The sequence below is a fragment of the Methylovulum psychrotolerans genome, assembly GCF_002923755.1.
Taxonomy (GTDB): domain Bacteria; phylum Pseudomonadota; class Gammaproteobacteria; order Methylococcales; family Methylomonadaceae; genus Methylovulum; species Methylovulum psychrotolerans.
Window position 1 is genome coordinate 45,663 of record NZ_PGFZ01000012.1, and the last position, 16,311, is coordinate 61,973.

General features: G+C 52.5%; 13 protein-coding genes and 1 pseudogene. All 14 read left to right on the plus strand.

What is annotated here, in order from left to right:
* The first annotated feature begins 19 nt into the window (after positions 1-19).
* The 14 genes and pseudogenes from AADEFJLK_RS19600 to AADEFJLK_RS19665 all read left to right on the plus strand — a co-directional run bounded on the left by AADEFJLK_RS19600 (position 20) and on the right by AADEFJLK_RS19665 (position 16,231).
* Positions 20-1,444 carry a UDP-N-acetylmuramoyl-L-alanyl-D-glutamate--2,6-diaminopimelate ligase gene (locus AADEFJLK_RS19600; RefSeq protein WP_249028091.1) on the plus strand — a complete coding sequence of 475 codons (1,425 nt, stop codon included), beginning with the start codon at positions 20-22 and terminating at the stop codon, positions 1,442-1,444.
* Positions 1,441-2,790 carry a UDP-N-acetylmuramoyl-tripeptide--D-alanyl-D-alanine ligase gene (locus AADEFJLK_RS19605; RefSeq protein ID WP_103975462.1) on the plus strand — a complete coding sequence of 450 codons (1,350 nt, stop codon included), beginning with the start codon at positions 1,441-1,443 and terminating at the stop codon, positions 2,788-2,790. Before AADEFJLK_RS19600 ends, AADEFJLK_RS19605 begins: the two co-directional genes overlap by 4 nt.
* A 27-nt stretch (positions 2,791-2,817) precedes the next feature.
* Positions 2,818-3,900 (plus strand): phospho-N-acetylmuramoyl-pentapeptide-transferase, encoded by a 1,083-nt coding sequence (gene mraY / locus AADEFJLK_RS19610; protein WP_088619743.1) that lies wholly within the window; start codon positions 2,818-2,820, stop codon positions 3,898-3,900.
* Between the two features lie 5 nt (positions 3,901-3,905).
* The gene (gene murD, locus AADEFJLK_RS19615) at positions 3,906-5,279 is read left to right on the plus strand and encodes a UDP-N-acetylmuramoyl-L-alanine--D-glutamate ligase (RefSeq protein WP_103975463.1); all 1,374 of its coding nucleotides are present in this window, start codon (positions 3,906-3,908) and stop codon (positions 5,277-5,279) included.
* Positions 5,276-6,472, plus strand: coding sequence for a putative lipid II flippase FtsW (ftsW, locus tag AADEFJLK_RS19620; RefSeq protein WP_088619745.1), 1,197 nt, complete (start codon positions 5,276-5,278; stop codon positions 6,470-6,472). Before murD ends, ftsW begins: the two co-directional genes overlap by 4 nt.
* Positions 6,469-7,518, plus strand: a complete 1,050-nt coding sequence (gene murG, locus AADEFJLK_RS19625) for an undecaprenyldiphospho-muramoylpentapeptide beta-N-acetylglucosaminyltransferase (RefSeq protein ID WP_088619746.1) — start codon at positions 6,469-6,471, stop codon at positions 7,516-7,518. The genes ftsW and murG overlap by 4 nt, the downstream gene beginning before the upstream one ends.
* An 11-nt stretch (positions 7,519-7,529) precedes the next feature.
* Complete coding sequence (gene murC / locus AADEFJLK_RS19630) at positions 7,530-8,951, plus strand: UDP-N-acetylmuramate--L-alanine ligase (RefSeq protein ID WP_408630489.1); 1,422 nt, start codon at positions 7,530-7,532, stop codon at positions 8,949-8,951.
* 3 nt (positions 8,952-8,954) lie between these two features.
* A pseudogene (gene murB, locus AADEFJLK_RS19635) lies at positions 8,955-9,827 on the plus strand (UDP-N-acetylmuramate dehydrogenase); the annotation flags it as partial.
* A 3-nt stretch (positions 9,828-9,830) separates the two neighbouring features.
* Complete coding sequence (locus tag AADEFJLK_RS19640) at positions 9,831-10,769, plus strand: D-alanine--D-alanine ligase (RefSeq protein WP_103975483.1); 939 nt, start codon at positions 9,831-9,833, stop codon at positions 10,767-10,769.
* Positions 10,769-11,545 carry a cell division protein FtsQ/DivIB gene (locus AADEFJLK_RS19645; RefSeq protein WP_088619748.1) on the plus strand — a complete coding sequence of 259 codons (777 nt, stop codon included), beginning with the start codon at positions 10,769-10,771 and terminating at the stop codon, positions 11,543-11,545. Before AADEFJLK_RS19640 ends, AADEFJLK_RS19645 begins: the two co-directional genes overlap by 1 nt.
* A 36-nt stretch (positions 11,546-11,581) precedes the next feature.
* Positions 11,582-12,808, plus strand: coding sequence for a cell division protein FtsA (ftsA, locus tag AADEFJLK_RS19650; protein ID WP_088619749.1), 1,227 nt, complete (start codon positions 11,582-11,584; stop codon positions 12,806-12,808).
* A gap of 40 nt (positions 12,809-12,848) precedes the next feature.
* A complete protein-coding gene (gene ftsZ / locus AADEFJLK_RS19655) occupies positions 12,849-14,018 on the plus strand; it encodes a cell division protein FtsZ (protein ID WP_088621606.1) in 1,170 nt (389 codons plus the stop codon).
* A 159-nt stretch (positions 14,019-14,177) separates the two neighbouring features.
* The gene (locus tag AADEFJLK_RS19660; RefSeq protein ID WP_103975464.1) at positions 14,178-15,530 is read left to right on the plus strand and encodes an AAA family ATPase; all 1,353 of its coding nucleotides are present in this window, start codon (positions 14,178-14,180) and stop codon (positions 15,528-15,530) included.
* Positions 15,527-16,231 (plus strand): retron system putative HNH endonuclease, encoded by a 705-nt coding sequence (locus AADEFJLK_RS19665; protein WP_103975465.1) that lies wholly within the window; start codon positions 15,527-15,529, stop codon positions 16,229-16,231. The genes AADEFJLK_RS19660 and AADEFJLK_RS19665 overlap by 4 nt, the downstream gene beginning before the upstream one ends.
* Positions 16,232-16,311 lie beyond the last annotated feature (80 nt).

Consider the following 16,311-nt stretch of genomic DNA (forward strand, 5'->3'; position numbering starts at 1 on the left):
GCCTGATCATGAGCTGGCTATGCTCACGGTGGGCGGATTGGTGTTGGACAGCCGTCAGGTGCAGACGGGAGATGCGTTTGTCGCTTTGCAGGGTAGCCAGCAACATGGCTTACATCACGCGGCGCAAGCTATTGCCCAAGGTGCGGCAGTTATCCTTTATGACCCCGCTGGTGAGGGTGCGGCCTTAGCCGCCGCCATTAGCGCCGTGCCGCTTTGGGCTCTTGACGGTTTGGACGTGCGCTTGGGTGAGATTGCCGCCCGCTTTTATGGGCAGCCTTCGCGGCAGATGGCGGTGATCGGCATTACCGGCACGAACGGTAAAACCTCATGCAGCCAGTTCTTGGCGCAACTTCTGACAGACTGCGGCATTATCGGCACTTTAGGCTGGGGAAGTTGGGGGCAGTTATTGGCGACCGCCAATACCACCCCCGATGCTTTAGCCGTGCAACGGATGTTGGCCAGTTTACAGTACCAAGGTAAGCAGGCAGTGGCGATGGAAGTTTCTTCGCATGGTTTGGCGCAAGGACGGGTGAACGGGGTGGCTTTTACAGGGGCGGTATTTACTAATATCACCCGTGACCATCTGGATTATCACGGCACGATGGCGGCCTATTTGGACGCTAAGCTGTTGTTGTTGAAACAGCCGGGTTTGGCGTTTGCGGTCATTAATTTGGATGCAGAGGGCAGTACACGGATGTTGGCCGAAACGCCGGAAGGGGTGGTCCGTTGGGGGGTCACACGGCAAGCCAGTCGCTTGGCGGCAGACGAGACTTTACAGGTATTGGACAGCCATACCCATAGTGCCGGCTTGGCGTTGACGGTGGCTTGGCGGACTTTCAGAACAACGGTCAATATTCCCTTATATGGCGACTTTAATGCCGAAAATGTCGCCTTGGTGTTGGCGGTGCTGTTGGCGATGGGCGAGCCGTTTGGGCAAGCCGTCGCTAAACTGGCGAGCCTACAGGCAGTTGCCGGACGGATGGAATGTTTCGGCGGCGGTGCTAAGCAGCCCCTCGTGTTTGTCGATTATGCCCATACCCCCGATGCCTTGGACAATGTGTTGCGCAGTGCGCGGGGACATTGCCGCCAGGCTTTATGGGCGGTGTTCGGTTGCGGCGGCAACCGTGATGCGGGTAAGCGGCCACTTATGGGTGCGAGTGCCGGACAATGGGCGGATCATGTGCTGGTGACGGACGACAATCCCCGTTTTGAAGACAGCGCCGCTATTATTGCCGATATTCTGGTGGGTTGTAAGGCCGGAAACACGCAGGTGCTGGCCAACCGGGAGCAAGCCATACGCCATGCTATAAGCCATGCCAGTCCGCAGGATTGCATTGTTGTGGCAGGTAAAGGCCATGAAGATTATCAAGAAATCAAAGGGGTACGTTATCCGTTTAGTGACCGGCAAGTCGTGCTGGCGGCCTTGGCGGAGCGGGAGCAATGAAGATGTTATTAAGTGAAATCGCCGCCATTGTCGGCGGGCAACACCACGGCGCAGATGTCGCCATCGCTTCGGTGAGTATCGACACCCGCACTTTAAGTGCCGGGGCATTGTATGTGGCAATTCGGGGCGAGCGTTTTGACGGCAATGATTTTGTCGGCCAAGCCGCACAAGCGGGAGCCGGAGCGGCGATTGTCCATGCTGGGGTAGTGACGGAACTGCCGCATATTGTGGTCGCCGACAGCCGTTTGGCCTTGGCGGAATTGGCGGGGGCATGGCGGCGTAAAGCACCTGTACGCGTTGTCGGTGTGACCGGCAGTAACGGTAAAACGACGGTTAAGGAAATGACTGCCGCCGTTTTAAGCGTGGCGGGCGAAACATTGTTTACCCAGGGCAATTTGAATAATGACATTGGCGTACCGCTGACCTTATTGCGCCTTAATGATAGCCACCGCTTTGCGGTTATTGAAATGGGCGCGAATCACCCTGGGGAAATTGCGTATACCAGCCGCTATGCGCAGGCCAATGTGGTGGTTTTAAATAACGCCGGGGCGGCCCATTTGGAAGGTTTCGGCGATTTGGACGGGGTGGCGCGGGCTAAGGGCGAGATTATCGAAACCCTGCAAGCCGACGGGATTGCCGTCCTGAACCGCGATGACCGTTATTTTTCGTATTGGCAAGCTGTGGCCGGGGCTAGGAAGGTTTTGACGTTCGGCTTGCATGGGCAGGCTGATGTTTCTGCCGATGGCATCCATACCGAATTGTTCGGGCCAGGTTTCCGCACGGTATTCCGTGTACACACCCCGCAAGGGACAGCCGATGCAGTGCTGAATCTGGCTGGCCGCCATAATGTCTTAAACGCTTTAGCGGCGACGGCGGCAGGTTTGGCCTTAGGTTTGGAATTGGCGCAAATCGTTACGGGCTTAGCACAAGTGCAGCCAGTGAAAGGCCGTTTGCAGCCCTTATGCGGGCCGTTGGGCAACCGGATTATTGATGACACTTATAATGCCAATGCGTCATCCTTAAAAGTAGGCTTGGACGTGCTGATGGAATGCGGCGGTGTGCCTTGGTTGGTTTTGGGGGCGTTTGGCGAGTTGGGGTCTGATAGCGAGGCCCTGCACGCCGACATTGGCAGGTTGATTAAGGCTAGCGGTGTGGAGAGGGTATGGGCTACGGGTGACCATGCCCGTTTTGCCGTAGACAGTTTTGGGGCTGGGGCGGCGTTTTTCCCCGCCCAAGCCGATTTAATCGCCGCTGTGCGGCAGGCGTTGCACAGTGAGGCAAGCATTTTAGTTAAGGGTTCACGGGCGCAGCACATGGAGCATGTCGTTGCTGCTTTAATTGGATAATTTGGAAATTAGGCTAGGAATTAAGCAATGTTACTTTATCTGGCGGATTATTTATTGAGCGTCGACGGTGGTTTTCGGGTTTTCCATTACCTGACCTTCCGCGCCATTTTGGGCGTGTTGACCTCCTTATTAATCTCATTGATTATCGGTCCTTGGATGATACGCCGTTTGCGCGGCAATAAGATAGGCCAAAGCATCCGGGAATTGGGGCCGCAATCGCATTATGAAAAAGCCGGTACGCCAACAATGGGCGGCACGTTAATTTTGGTCGCCATTGCGGTCAGCACTTTGTTGTGGGCAGATTTGGGCAACCGATATATCTGGGTGATTTTATTGGTGACGATGGGTTACGGGGTCATTGGCTTTATTGACGATTACCGTAAGGTCATTAAGCGTAACAGCGATGGCCTGTCGGCGAAAGCTAAATATTTAGGGCAGTCGGTCATTGGTCTGACCGCCGCCATTTTTCTGTACAAAACGGCTTCGATCCCGGCCGAGACGCAATTTTTTATCCCGTTTTTTAAGGATGTGATGTTGGATATGGGGCCGATGTATGTTGTCCTCAGCTATTTCGTCATTGTCGGGACCAGTAACGCGGTCAATCTGACGGACGGCTTAGACGGCCTGGCGATTATGCCGACGGTGATGGTGGCGGCGGGTTTGGGCGTGTTTGCTTATGTGTCGGGCCATGCCACCTTTTCGCAATATCTGGCCATCCCTTATTTGCCCAATGCCGGTGAGCTGATTATTTTTTGTGCCGCCATTATTGGGGCAGGTTTGGGATTTTTATGGTTTAACACCTATCCTGCTATGGTTTTCATGGGTGATGTCGGCGCGTTGGCGTTGGGCGGTGCCTTGGGCGTATTGGCGGTGCTGGTCAGACAAGAAATTGTCTTGGTCATTATGGGCGGGGTGTTTGTGATGGAAACGCTGTCGGTCATTATCCAGGTCGCCTCTTTTAAGATGACCGGCAAGCGGGTGTTCCGTATGGCACCGATACACCACCATTTTGAATTGAAAGGCTGGCCGGAGCCACGGGTGATTGTCCGTTTTTGGATAATCACCGTGATTCTGGTTTTGATTGGCTTGGCGACCTTAAAATTGAGATAAGTCCCATGCAAACGCAAGCAGTGACCGACGCATTAAACACCCATTTTGCCCTAGACCCGCTCAGTTCGAAAATATTGGTGGTCGGGCTTGGCAATACCGGCTTGTCGGTGGCGCGGTATTTACAGAAATTACAGTATCGTTTTGCCATTATTGACAGCCGCGACAAGCCGCCAATGATTGATGAGTTTCTTGAGCAAATGCCCGACACGCCGCTATTTACCGGCGGGTTTGACGATGCGGCCTTTCAGGTGGCGACGCATCTGGTGGTCAGTCCCGGTTTGTCGCTCAATGAAAAGGCCATCATGAAGGCCATTGCCAATGGTTCGAAAATTGTCAGTGACATTGATTTGTTCGCCTGCTCAGTGACTGCGCCGATTATTGCCATTACGGGATCTAATGGTAAAAGTACCGTGACGACCATGGTCGGCGATATGGCGAAAGCGGCGGGTAAGCAGGTTGCGGTTGGCGGTAACTTAGGTGTGCCCGCTTTGGATTTGCTGGACAGTTCGGTAGATTTATATGTGTTGGAACTGTCCAGTTTCCAATTGGAGCGGACAGCGGTATTAAATGCGGCGGCGGCGACAGTGTTGAATGTGAGTGCCGACCATCTTGACCGCCATGCCGACATGGCCGAATACGCCCAGGAAAAACAGCGGGTGTTTCGTGGTGACGGGGCGATGGTGCTTAATTTGGACGACCCAGTCGTTGCTGACATGCAGGACGCTAGCCGCGTGACCCATACTTTTTCGATTAGGACACACGCCGATTTTTATTTGGCAGGCCCTGAAGGCGAGGAATATCTCATGCACCATGACGAGCGTTTGCTGGCTTTGGCGGATTTGCCGCTGGAAGGCCGCCACAATGCCGCGAATGCGTTGGCGGCGCTGGCTTTAGGTGTTTCGGTGGGCTTGGACAAAACGGCTATGTGTAAGGCCTTGCGTACATTTAAGGGCTTGGAGCACCGGATGCAGCGGGTTGCCGAAATTCGTGGCGTAACGTGGGTCAACGACTCTAAAGCCACCAATATCGGCGCTTGTGTCGCCGCTTTGCAAGGCTATGCGCGTAAGGTGATTCTGATTGCGGGCGGACAGGCTAAAGGTGCAGACATGAATGAGTTGACACCAGTCATTAAGGAAAAGGCTAAAGGCGTGGTATTGATGGGCAAGGATGCGCCGCTGATAGAAGCGGCTTTGCAAGGTTCTTGTGTACCCGTGTATTCGGCGGAAAATATCACCCAAGCCGTGCAGATTGCCGCCAGCTTGGCGAGTAGCGGTGATAGCGTCTTGTTGTCGCCCGCCTGTGCTAGTCTCGACCAGTTTAAAAACTATCAGGATCGGGGCAATAAATTTACTAAGGCTGTGTTGGCATTGGTGCCATGAGTAAAAAGGGCAAAAAACCGGCGGCTGAACCGTTTCATTATGATGCCAATTTGGTGGCGGTATGTGCGTGCTTATTGCTGATCGGTTATGTGATGGTTACGTCATCGTCTTTGCATTTGGACACCAAAGCGTCATTGAGCGCCAGTACCTTTACGGTGTGGGGGTATCCGCTTAAGCAGCTTATCCATATTTCTTTGGGGCTAATTATGGCGCGGTATATTGTCATGATACCGATGCGTAATTGGCAGAAAATGGCGCAGTGGCTGTTTATAGCGGGTTTAGTGCTATTGGTGGTGGTGCTGTTGCCGGGCATTGGGGTCAATGTTAACGGCAGTACCCGTTGGTTGCAATTGGCGGGGATCAGGATCCAAGTCTCCGAGTTGGTCAAGTTTGCCGCCGTAGTTTATATGGCCCGTTATGTTAACCGCCATCAGCAGGAGTTGCGGGAATCGGCGTTTGGTTTGCTCAAACCGTTGCTGGTGTTTTCGGTCGCCAGCCTGTTATTGTTGTTGGAGCCGGATTTCGGTTCGGCAGTGGTAATTTTGATGATCGCTATGGGCATGATGTTTTTGGCGGGTGCACGGGTCTTACAATTTGGTTTGTTGTTCGGTGGCCTGATCATTTCGGGGGCTCTGCTGGTGTATTTTGAGCCGTACCGCATGAAGCGGGTGACGAGCTTTCTTAACCCTTGGGAAGACCCGCGTAATACCGGCTTCCAGTTAATCCAGGCCTTAGTGTCGTTTGAGCGCGGTGAGTTGACGGGGGTAGGTTTAGGCGGCGGTTTGCAAAAATTATATTATTTGCCGGAAGCGCACACCGACTTTTTGTTTTCGGTGATCGCCGAAGAGTTAGGTTTATTGGGTGTGGTGGCAGTGATTGGCCTGTTCGCGTTATTGGTGTGCCGGGCTTTTTCGATAGCGGTGGCGGCGGAAAAGGCGGGTGAGCAGTTCTCGGCATTTATTGCCTACGGCTTAGGTATTTGGTTTGGATTTCAGGCTTTTGTCAATATGGGTGTCAATATGGGGATTCTCCCTACCAAGGGACTGACTTTGCCGCTGATGAGTTACGGTGGCGGCAGTATGATGATTATGTGTTGCGCGGTGGCGCTGTTGTTTCGGGTGCATAGCGAAGTGACCGAAATTAATGCCAATACTTTGCCCGAACCGCGTGTTAAAGCGAAGGCGAAAGCATGAAGCGGATTGTTATTATGGCGGGCGGTACCGGCGGGCATGTGTTTCCGGCCTTAGCGGTGGCGCAGTCTTTGCGTGCTAAAGGCTGGCAAGTCAGTTGGTTAGGTACGCAAAAAGGCTTGGAAAGTCGGGTGGTGCCTGAACAGGGTATTGATATTGATTGGCTGGCAGTGGCGGGGGTACGTGGCAAGGGTTTGTTGTCCAAGTTGGCCGCCCTGTTTAAGTTAGTGGCGGCCTGTGTGCAGGCCGCGCGTATCTTACGGCAACGCAAACCTGATGTGGTGTTGGGTATGGGCGGTTTTGTTGCAGGGCCTGGTGGCCTTATGGCGCGGGTGTTGGGTATTCCTCTGGTCATCCATGAGCAAAACCGTGTGCCAGGGACGACTAACCGTCTGTTGGCCAAAATGGCCAGTCAGGTTTTGGAGGCGTTTCCGGGCAGTTTCCCGAAAAAAAACCAAGCCCAGTGTACCGGCAATCCCTTACGGTCAGCGTTTGTACAGCATCTGGCTGCAAAACCGGCCGCTAGTGACCCCCTGCATATTTTCGTGGTGGGCGGTAGCTTAGGGGCACAGATATTAAACGAAATCGTTCCTGAAGCCATGGCATTATTGTCACAGGTGCGCATAAAACACCAAACAGGTGCGGTTATGTGCCAACAAGTGACCGAACATTACCGCCATCTCGGTATTGACGCTGAAGTGAGCCCTTTTATTGACGACATGGCGGCGGCTTATCTCTGGGCGGATTTGGTGGTTTGCCGGGCAGGGGCCATGACGGTCAGTGAAGTTTCGGCGATGGGGGTGCCGGCGATTTTTATCCCCTTACCCGGTGCGATTGATGACCATCAGACCGCTAATGCCCGTTATTTGACCGAAGCCCAAGCAGGATTATTATTAATGCAGAAAGACTTGACTGCCAGCCGTTTGGCGGAAAATATCACCGAAGCCCGTCAGCATTTGGCGGCTATGAGCCAAGCGGCCCGCCAATGCGCCCGTTTGGATGCGACTGAAGTTGTGGCGGAAATTTGTATGGCGGAGGCAAAGCCATGAGTTTCCGACAAATCCGCACGATGGTGCAGGCGCTGGGCAATATTGAACGGATTCATTTTGTCGGTATTGGCGGTACGGGCATGAGCGGCATTGCCGAAGTGCTGTTTAATTTAGGCTACCAAGTGTCCGGTTCGGACATTAAGGAAAGCCCCGTCACCCAACGTTTGGCGGGCTTGGGCGTGAAGATTTTGATCGGCCATAGCCGTGAAAATATTCTCAATACTGATGTAGTGGTGGTGTCCAGTGCTATAGACCGCAGCAATGCCGAAGTTGACGAAGCCTATGTCAACCGCATTCCGGTAATCCCACGTGCGGAAATGTTGGCGGAGCTGATGCGTTTCCGCTTCGGCATCGCCGTGGCCGGCACCCATGGCAAAACCACTACCACCAGTCTGACCGCCAGCATTTTGGCAGAGGGTGGGTTAGATCCGACTTTTGTTATCGGCGGGCGTTTGAACAGTGCGGGTACTAATGCCAAGCTGGGCTTGGGGCATTATCTGGTGGCGGAAGCGGACGAGAGCGACGCGTCGTTTTTGTATTTGCAGCCGATGATCTCGATAGTCACCAATATCGACCAAGACCACATGGCGACTTACCAAAACAGTTACCAGCGCCTGAAAGAGACGTTTATAGAATTTTTGCATCACCTGCCATTTTACGGTTTGGCGGTGTTATGTTTGGACGATGACGGCATCAGGGAAATCCTCCCCGAGATTTCCAAGCCAGTCGTGACTTACGGAGTCAATGAAGAGGCGGATGTCCGCGCCGTCGATATTGAGCAAGATGGGATGCTTACCCGCTTTACCGTCATACGGCGCGGCGGTCATCCTGAGTTGGCGGTCACGTTGAATATGCCGGGTTGGCATAATATGCTCAACGCCTTGGCGGCGATTGCCGTAGCGACTAAACTTAAAGTGGATGATGCCGCCATCGTCAAAAGCCTGTCGGCATTTAAAGGGGTCGGCAGACGTTTTCAGATCAATGGCGATATTGCCTTAGGGCAAGGCAAGTTGACCTTGGTTGACGATTACGGCCACCATCCGCGTGAAATTGCCGCCACCTTGGAAGCCTTACGGCAAGCGTGGCCGGCACGGCGTTCGGTGGTGGTGTTCCAGCCGCACCGTTATACCCGCACCCGGGATTTATTTGAAGATTTTGTCCAAGTACTGTCGACGGTCGATGTGCTGATTTTAATGGAAGTGTATGCCGCTGGCGAGACCGCCATTCCGGGAGCCGATGGCCGGGCGTTAAGCCGGGCGATACGGGTGCGTGGCCAGGTCGATCCGGTATTTGTCGAGCATTGGGAAGAATTGCCGTCCATTTTGGCGGGTATCGTCCATGCGGATGATGTCGTTTTAACGATGGGGGCGGGCAATGTCGGTGCTGTGGCCGCGCAATTGCCGCAACTGTTAACGGCTGTGTTGGCAGGCTAAGCGATGCAAGGACGTTTATTATTGGCTGAGCCGCTGGCGAAGTATACCAGTTGGCGGGTTGGCGGCAGTGCCGACCGCCTGTATATCCCTCACGATAAGGCCGATCTGATTGCTTTTATAAAAGGTTTGCCCGCCACCGAACCGCTGTTTTGGTTAGGCCTGGGCAGTAATTTGTTAATCCGTGACGGCGGTATCCGTGGCACGGTGATTAACACTAAAAACCGCCTGAAAGAAATGCGATTGACCGCCGAGGGTGGGTTGTATGTCGAAGCGGGCGTACCTTGTGCTTTAGTGGCAAGGTTTGCTGCCGAACACGGCTTATTGGGCGCGGAATTTTTGGCGGGCATTCCGGGTACGATGGGCGGAGCCTTGAAGATGAATGCCGGGGCGTTTGGCGGCGAAACCTGGCCAATTGTCCGCCAAGTGGAAATGCTCAGCCGCGACGGCGAGATTACCCTGCGTGGCCCACAAGATTTTGCCATTGCTTACCGTAGCGTCAAAGGCGCGGCTGGCGAATGGTTTTTATCGGCTTGGCTGCAATTGCTGCCTGGCGATACCGCTAGCAGCCAGCAAAAAATTAAGGCGTTATTGGAGCAACGGGCGAAAACCCAGCCGACTAACCAACCGAGTTGCGGTTCGGTGTTTGTCAATCCGGTCGGCGATTATGCGGCCCGGCTGATCGAACAGGCTGGCCTGAAAGGCTTTCGGTTGGGAGGGGCGCAAGTGTCTGAAAAACACGCTAATTTTATCGTCAACACCGATAATGCCACGGCGGCGGATATAGAAAAATTAATTGGGCTGGTGCAACGTAAGGTTGCGCAGCAGCATGGTGTGCTTTTAAAGACAGAGGTTTGCATGGTAGGCGAAGAAACGGCAGTAATGGATACCCCGGCGCACCGGTATGGCAATCCTGAAAAGTTTGGTCGGGTGGCGGTGTTAATGGGCGGTTCGGCGGCGGAACGGGCAGTATCGCTCAGAAGCGGCGCAGCGGTGTTTGCGGCCTTGCAAGAGGCGGGGGTCGATGCGGTGGCAGTAGATGTGACGGCTAGCCCTATTGATGCCTTAGCGGGTCTGCAAGTGGATAGGGTATTTAACATCATCCACGGGCGTGGCGGTGAAGACGGCGTGTTGCAAGCGGTCTTGGAAGTTCTGGGCATCCCTTATACGGGTAGCGGGGTGTTAGCTTCGGCCTTGGCAATGGATAAGCTACGCACCAAACTGTGTTGGCAAGGTTACGGTTTGGTAACGCCGAGATGGCAATTGCTGCAAAGCGTGGCGGATATTGATGGCTGTATCGAAAAATTAGGTTTTCCGGTTATCGTTAAGCCTGCCCAGGAAGGTTCCAGTATCGGTATGAGCAAAGCCCATAATCGGGAAGAACTGGTCGGCGCTTTGCAAACGGCTTCGGCGTTTAATTGCGATGTTTATGCCGAACAATGGGTGACGGGGCAGGAGTATACGGTGGGGATTTTAAACGGCGAGGCGTTGCCCGTTATCCGTTTGGAAACGCCGCACAGTTTTTACGATTATGAAGCCAAGTATCACGCCAACACCACCCAATACCATTGCCCGTGCGGGTTGCCTGTTGACCAAGAGCAAGCCTTGCAACAAGTGTCGGTGACCGCCAGTAAGGTGGTCGGCATTAAGGGCTGGGCACGGGTTGATGTGTTTATCGACGGCGACGGCCAATACCAGCTTATAGAAATCAACACCGTGCCGGGCATGACCGACCACAGTCTGGTGCCGATGGCGGCACGGCAGGCGGGGATGGATTTTAAAGCCTTAGTTTGGCAGGTGTTGGAAACCAGTCTGGCGTAATGAGCAGAATTGGCGTAAAACTCTTATTGGTCGCGTTATTGTTAGGGTCTGGAGGGCTTTGGCTGGGAATCCACACGGGTAAGATCAAGTGGTCGTTGAAAATGGCCTCTTTACCCATAAAATATGTCAGGATTGAAGGGGTTTTTCAATATTTAAGCAAGGACGACATTAAAACGGTCTTGGAGCCGTTAGCGACCACGAGTTTTTTGGAAGCCAATATGCAGGCGCTACACCTTGCCGTGGCGGCTTTACCCTGGGTGGATAGCGTCGCCGTCCAGCGTATCTGGCCGGACACCATCGACATTAAAGTGACCGAGAAAAAACCCTATCTGCGCTGGGGCAAGGATAGCCTGATTACCGAAAAAGGGGTGATTTTTACTCCGAAAAGTTTGGCTCAGCACCAGCATCTGATGGTGGTCACGGCACCGGAAGCACGTCGGCTGGAAGTGCTGGAAATTATGAAGGGTTTGAAAACCGCCTTAGCCGATGAATCGTTGGAACTGGCGGAGTTTACTATTAACAGCCGTTGGTCATGGACGATCAAATTGACGACAGGATTAGAAATCTTATTGGGGCGGGAAGATCAGCTTAAAAAATTGCAACGGTTTTTACGGACGATACCGCTGTTAGGTAAACAACAAATTGATGCGATGGCGGTGGTGGATTTGCGTTATCCTAATGGTTATGCCGTTTCTTGGAAAGCGCAAGCCCCTCCTGCTATTGACTGGGAAAATATGTATGCCCCAGAAGCAACGGGCGTTGCCGAACAACAATGACATAAACAGGCATACTAAAAATCGACAGAGTAAACAATGGCAAGAAAATCAGAACGTAATTTAATCGTTGGTCTGGATATTGGCACTTCCAAAGTCGCGGCTATTGTCGGCGAGTTGAGCAGTGACGGTAGCATTGAAGTTATCGGTATCGGCACGACCGCCTCGCGCGGCCTTAAAAAAGGCGTGGTGGTCAATCTGGAATCGACCGTGCAATCGATACAACGCGCCATTGAAGAAGCCGAACTGATGGCGGGTTGCCAAATTAAATCGGTTTTTGCGGGGATTGCCGGTAGCCACATCAAAAGTTTGAACTCGCATGGCATTGTGGCGATTAAAGATAAGGAAGTGACCCAATATGACATTGACCGCGTAATCGATTCCGCCCGCGCGGTGGCGATTCCGGCCGACCAAAAAATCTTGCATATTTTGCCGCAGGAATTTGTCATTGATTTGCAGGACGGTATTAAAGAGCCTATCGGCATGTCCGGCATCCGGTTGGAGGCGAAAGTCCACATGGTTACGGGCAGCGTCAGCGCTTCGCAGAACATTGTCAAATGTATCCGTAAATGTGGCTTGGAGGTTGAAGACATTGTGTTGGAGCAATTGGCCTCCTGCAATTCGGTGTTGACCGAAGACGAAAAGGAATTGGGCGTATGCCTGATTGATATGGGCGGCGGCACCACCGACATCGCCATTTTTGTCGAAGGGGCGATTAAACACACCGCCGTGATACCCATAGCAGGCGATCAGGTCACTAATGATATTGCCGTGGCCTTGCGGACACCGACCGTCAATGCCGAAGAAATTAAGCGCAAATACGCTTGCGCCTTAACGCAATTGGCCAGTGTCGATGGCGTGATCGAAGTGCCGAGTATCGGCGACCGCGCCCCGCGCAAAATCTCCACGCAGAATTTGGCCGAGATTATCGAACCGCGTTATGAAGAACTGATGTTATTGGTGCAGGCGGAAATCCGCCGGAGCGGTAACGAAGAATCGATTGCCGCAGGTATCGTCCTGACGGGCGGCAGCGCCAAAGTTAGGGGGCTGATTGAGCTGGCCGAGGAGATTTTTCACATGCCGGTGCGCATGGGAGGCCCCGAAAATGTGACGGGGTTGGCAGAAGTGATAAAAAACCCTATTTATTCTACAGGCGTGGGCTTGCTAATGTATGGCAAAGAGCATCAGAATATCGTCAGAAGCACCGATTCAGAGCAAGACGGGTGGTTTGCAAAAATGAAGAGCTGGTTTCAGGGCAATTTTTAAAGAATAACTTTGTAAAAATTTTTTGTTAATGGGTGGTTTTATGAAATATGAATTGGTCGATATGTATAATGAAACTGCCGTCATCAAAGTTATTGGTGTCGGCGGCGGCGGCGGCAACGCCGTCAATCACATGGTCGGTTGTCAGATTGAGGGCGTAGAATTTATTTGTGCCAACACTGATGCACAGGCGTTACGGAAGTTAAACGTCGGCACCATCATCCAGTTGGGTGTGGAACTGACCAAAGGTTTGGGCGCGGGTACGAACCCCGAAATCGGCAAACATGCCGCGCAAGAAAATAAAGACCGTATCAAAGAAGTGCTGCAAGGTGCGGATATGGTATTCCTGACCGCCGGTATGGGCGGTGGTACGGGTACAGGAGCGATTCCGGTCATCGCCGAAATTGCCCGCGACATGGGTATTTTGACTATCGCCGTCGTCACTAAGCCGTTTTTGTTCGAAGGCAAAAAGAAACAGGCTGTTGCTGAACAAGGTATTTTGGAACTGGAAAAATATGTCGATTCTTTAATCACTATCCCTAACCAAAAACTGTTGCCGGTTTTAGGCACTAATGTGTCTTTAATGACTGCTTTTAAAGCCGCCAACGATGTCCTGTTGGATGCCGTGCAAGGCATTACCGAGCTGATTGTCCACCCTGGCATGATTAACGTCGACTTTGCCGACGTGCGTACCGTCATGTCCGGCATGGGCGCGGCGATTATGGGCAGCGGCTCTGCCTCCGGCGAACATCGGGCGCGGGAAGCGGCCGAAAAAGCCATTGCCTGCCCGTTGTTGGAAGACATTAACTTGCAAGGCGCACGCGGTATTTTGGTGAACATTTCCGCTTCCGACATGGGCATTGCCGAATTTGACGAAGTCGGTAACATTGTCCATGAATTCGCCTCCGAAGATGCCATCATCAAAATCGGTATGGCGGTCGACGCGTCTTTAGGCGATGAGCTGAAAGTGACTGTAGTTGCCACAGGCATGGGGCAAACGGCGGCTATGGCGGCCAGCAAGTCCAATGTCAAGCCGCTGCATAAACCCAGCAGCAACCCTTACGACGATCTGGACAAACCGACCGTTATGCGTAACAAGGGCGATCATAAAGCCGAAGGCCGCGAAACCCGTTTTGGCGCGCAACCTGCCAAAAAAGAAACCGATCTCGATTATCTGGACATCCCCGCGTTTTTAAGACGGCAAGCGGACTAAGCTGCCGTTTGTTGTTCCCCGCCATACCAGCAGGATGGGGTTTTTAACCCCGTCCTTCGCTTTTTTATATCGTCAAGAAGGTTTTGGCTGTCAGGAAAAGGCTGTGTCTCACGCTAAGCGAGAGCCATAGTATTCCCCTTCCTTATTTGGTAATGGTTTATGTCAGTTCTAAAGCTAACTGGATTAAATTTAAAAAACTATCGCTGTTTTTCCTTCGTAGCCATTGATTTTCACCCACAATTGACCGTATTGGTTGCACCCAATGGCTGCGGTAAAACCGCCATTTTGGATGCCGTCGCCGTTGCCTTAGGGCCTTATGTCGGGGCATTTGATGAGGCTGTTGGTAAGCATTTTCACGCCAACGACATCCGACTCAGGCGTGTCCGTGAGACGGCTAGCAACGAAATGGAATATGTTGCTACGGGCGCTCATGTAATAGCATTTGGTTACATTCCTGGAGATGACCACGACACAATATGGCACCGTACCTTAGCGGCTCCTAAAAAATCAAAAACAACGATAAAGAACGCTAAAGAGTTGATTGATTATGGCAAGCGTATGCAAAACGCCATCCGTGAGGCCGACACCGACACTCTCTTGCCCGTACTGGCGTATTACGGTACAGGGCGGTTGTGGCAAATGGAAAAATTGACCCAAAGCAAGTTGCAAGTGACTTCGCGGTCGGTTGGTTATAGCAATTGCCTTGATTCGGGTTCTAGTTATAAAAACTTTGCCGAGTGGTTCCGTTACTGGAATATCAGTGCGTTTGAGCATCGTTATGAAGCGGCCAAGCAAGGCCAGCCTGATACCCCAAGCGAGTTTGATGCCTATATTGCTTCGGTCAGTAATGCCGTCAACCGTTGCTTGGCACCATCGGGCTGGAAGCAAATCGCCTATAGCGCCGCCCGTCAAGAGTTAGTTGCCTGTCACGACGAACACGGCGAATTGCCTGTAGCCCTACTCAGTGATGGTATCAGGAATATGCTGGGCATAGTTGGCGATATTGCCTTTAGGGCCACTAAATTAAATCCAATGCTCGGTTCCCGCGCCGCCGAAGCTAGCCCAGGTATCGTTTTGATAGACGAAGTGGATATGCACTTGCATCCTGAGTGGCAACAAGTGGTGTTAAATTCCCTTAGGCAAGCCTTTCCCCAAATCCAATTTATTGTTACCACCCATAGCCCTCAAGTGCTTTCTAGCATCCATAGAGAATCTATCCGCTTATTAGGCAAAGACAGTAACGGGCAAGATGTCGCCGTAATGCCGCTGGCGGAATCTTATGGTGAAATCAGCAGTGATGTGTTGGAAAGCATTATGCACGTCAATCCGCAACCGCCTGTTGCAGAACGGGAACAGCTTGAACGCCTGACGGCATGGGTAGATCAAGGTTTGTATGCTACCCCAGAGGCAACAAGCCTGTTTACGGAATTGCAAACGGTATTTGGCGCAAGCCATCCACAATTGCAAAAGTTGCTAAGAAGCATTCAGCGGCAAGAGCTGTTAAAACGATGAGGCCGATTAGTACAAAAATCAGCGGTGGCTATTATCTCGACCAAGCCCACCAAATGCCACCCACAACAGCTACCGCCGCAACCAGCCGCTGGAAAGCCTTTGGACACAAGGAGGCGGTACTGGATAGCTTGTTGGACGATCAATATGGCTTGTGCTGTTATTCGGAGCTTCGCGCTGACGAGGCAGGTTTAGGCTATCACATAGAGCATTTGCGCCCCAAAAGCCACTATCCGGCACAAACCTTTGATTATGCCAATTTGGCTGCCAGTGCCTTAAGCAGCAAAGACCTCGCCTTCATTAAGGCGGACGTATTTGGTGGCCATGCCAAGCGCAGTCAGTTTGATCCGGCCTTGTTCGTGTCATGCCACGACAGTGATTGCGCCCGTTATTTTGCCTATTTGTCAGATGGCCGGGTAGTACCTAGAGCTGACCTAGATCTAGCTGATAAAGCGCGGGCCGACTACACCATTGCCTTGCTCAATCTCAACAGCGGCTATTTAACCAACCGCCGCCGTCGTTGGTATGATGAATTGGAACAATGGTATAGCGAACACATTGATAAAGCGTGGCGTATTGAGGATTTGGTTGCCACTGCGTTGCTGCCCACCAACAAACGCCTTAGCCCATTCTTTAGTCTGACTCAGCAATTTTTTGGCCTGGTCGCCGAACAAATCCTACAGCAAGACACCCGACTTAAATAGGGAAACAATTGAGTAAAGCCGTTATCGAAACCGGATTGCTGCGGCATCATGTGTTGCGGCGGATGAGGTTGTCCGCTATA

Excerpts from the sequence above, each read along its gene's own strand:
- AADEFJLK_RS19665 (WP_103975465.1), top strand. The coding sequence starts at position 15,527 with ATGAGGCCGATTAGTACAAAAATCAGCGGTGGCTATTATCTCGACCAA.
- ftsZ (WP_088621606.1), top strand. The coding sequence starts at position 12,849 with ATGAAATATGAATTGGTCGATATGTATAATGAAACTGCCGTCATCAAA.
- AADEFJLK_RS19600 (WP_249028091.1), top strand. The coding sequence starts at position 20 with ATGCTCACGGTGGGCGGATTGGTGTTGGACAGCCGTCAGGTGCAGACG.
- murG (WP_088619746.1), top strand. The coding sequence starts at position 6,469 with ATGAAGCGGATTGTTATTATGGCGGGCGGTACCGGCGGGCATGTGTTT.
- ftsW (WP_088619745.1), top strand. The coding sequence starts at position 5,276 with ATGAGTAAAAAGGGCAAAAAACCGGCGGCTGAACCGTTTCATTATGAT.
- AADEFJLK_RS19640 (WP_103975483.1), top strand. The coding sequence starts at position 9,831 with ATGGATACCCCGGCGCACCGGTATGGCAATCCTGAAAAGTTTGGTCGG.
- mraY (WP_088619743.1), top strand. The coding sequence starts at position 2,818 with ATGTTACTTTATCTGGCGGATTATTTATTGAGCGTCGACGGTGGTTTT.
- ftsA (WP_088619749.1), top strand. The coding sequence starts at position 11,582 with ATGGCAAGAAAATCAGAACGTAATTTAATCGTTGGTCTGGATATTGGC.
- AADEFJLK_RS19660 (WP_103975464.1), top strand. The coding sequence starts at position 14,178 with ATGTCAGTTCTAAAGCTAACTGGATTAAATTTAAAAAACTATCGCTGT.
- murD (WP_103975463.1), top strand. The coding sequence starts at position 3,906 with ATGCAAACGCAAGCAGTGACCGACGCATTAAACACCCATTTTGCCCTA.
- AADEFJLK_RS19605 (WP_103975462.1), top strand. The coding sequence starts at position 1,441 with ATGAAGATGTTATTAAGTGAAATCGCCGCCATTGTCGGCGGGCAACAC.
- AADEFJLK_RS19645 (WP_088619748.1), top strand. The coding sequence starts at position 10,769 with ATGAGCAGAATTGGCGTAAAACTCTTATTGGTCGCGTTATTGTTAGGG.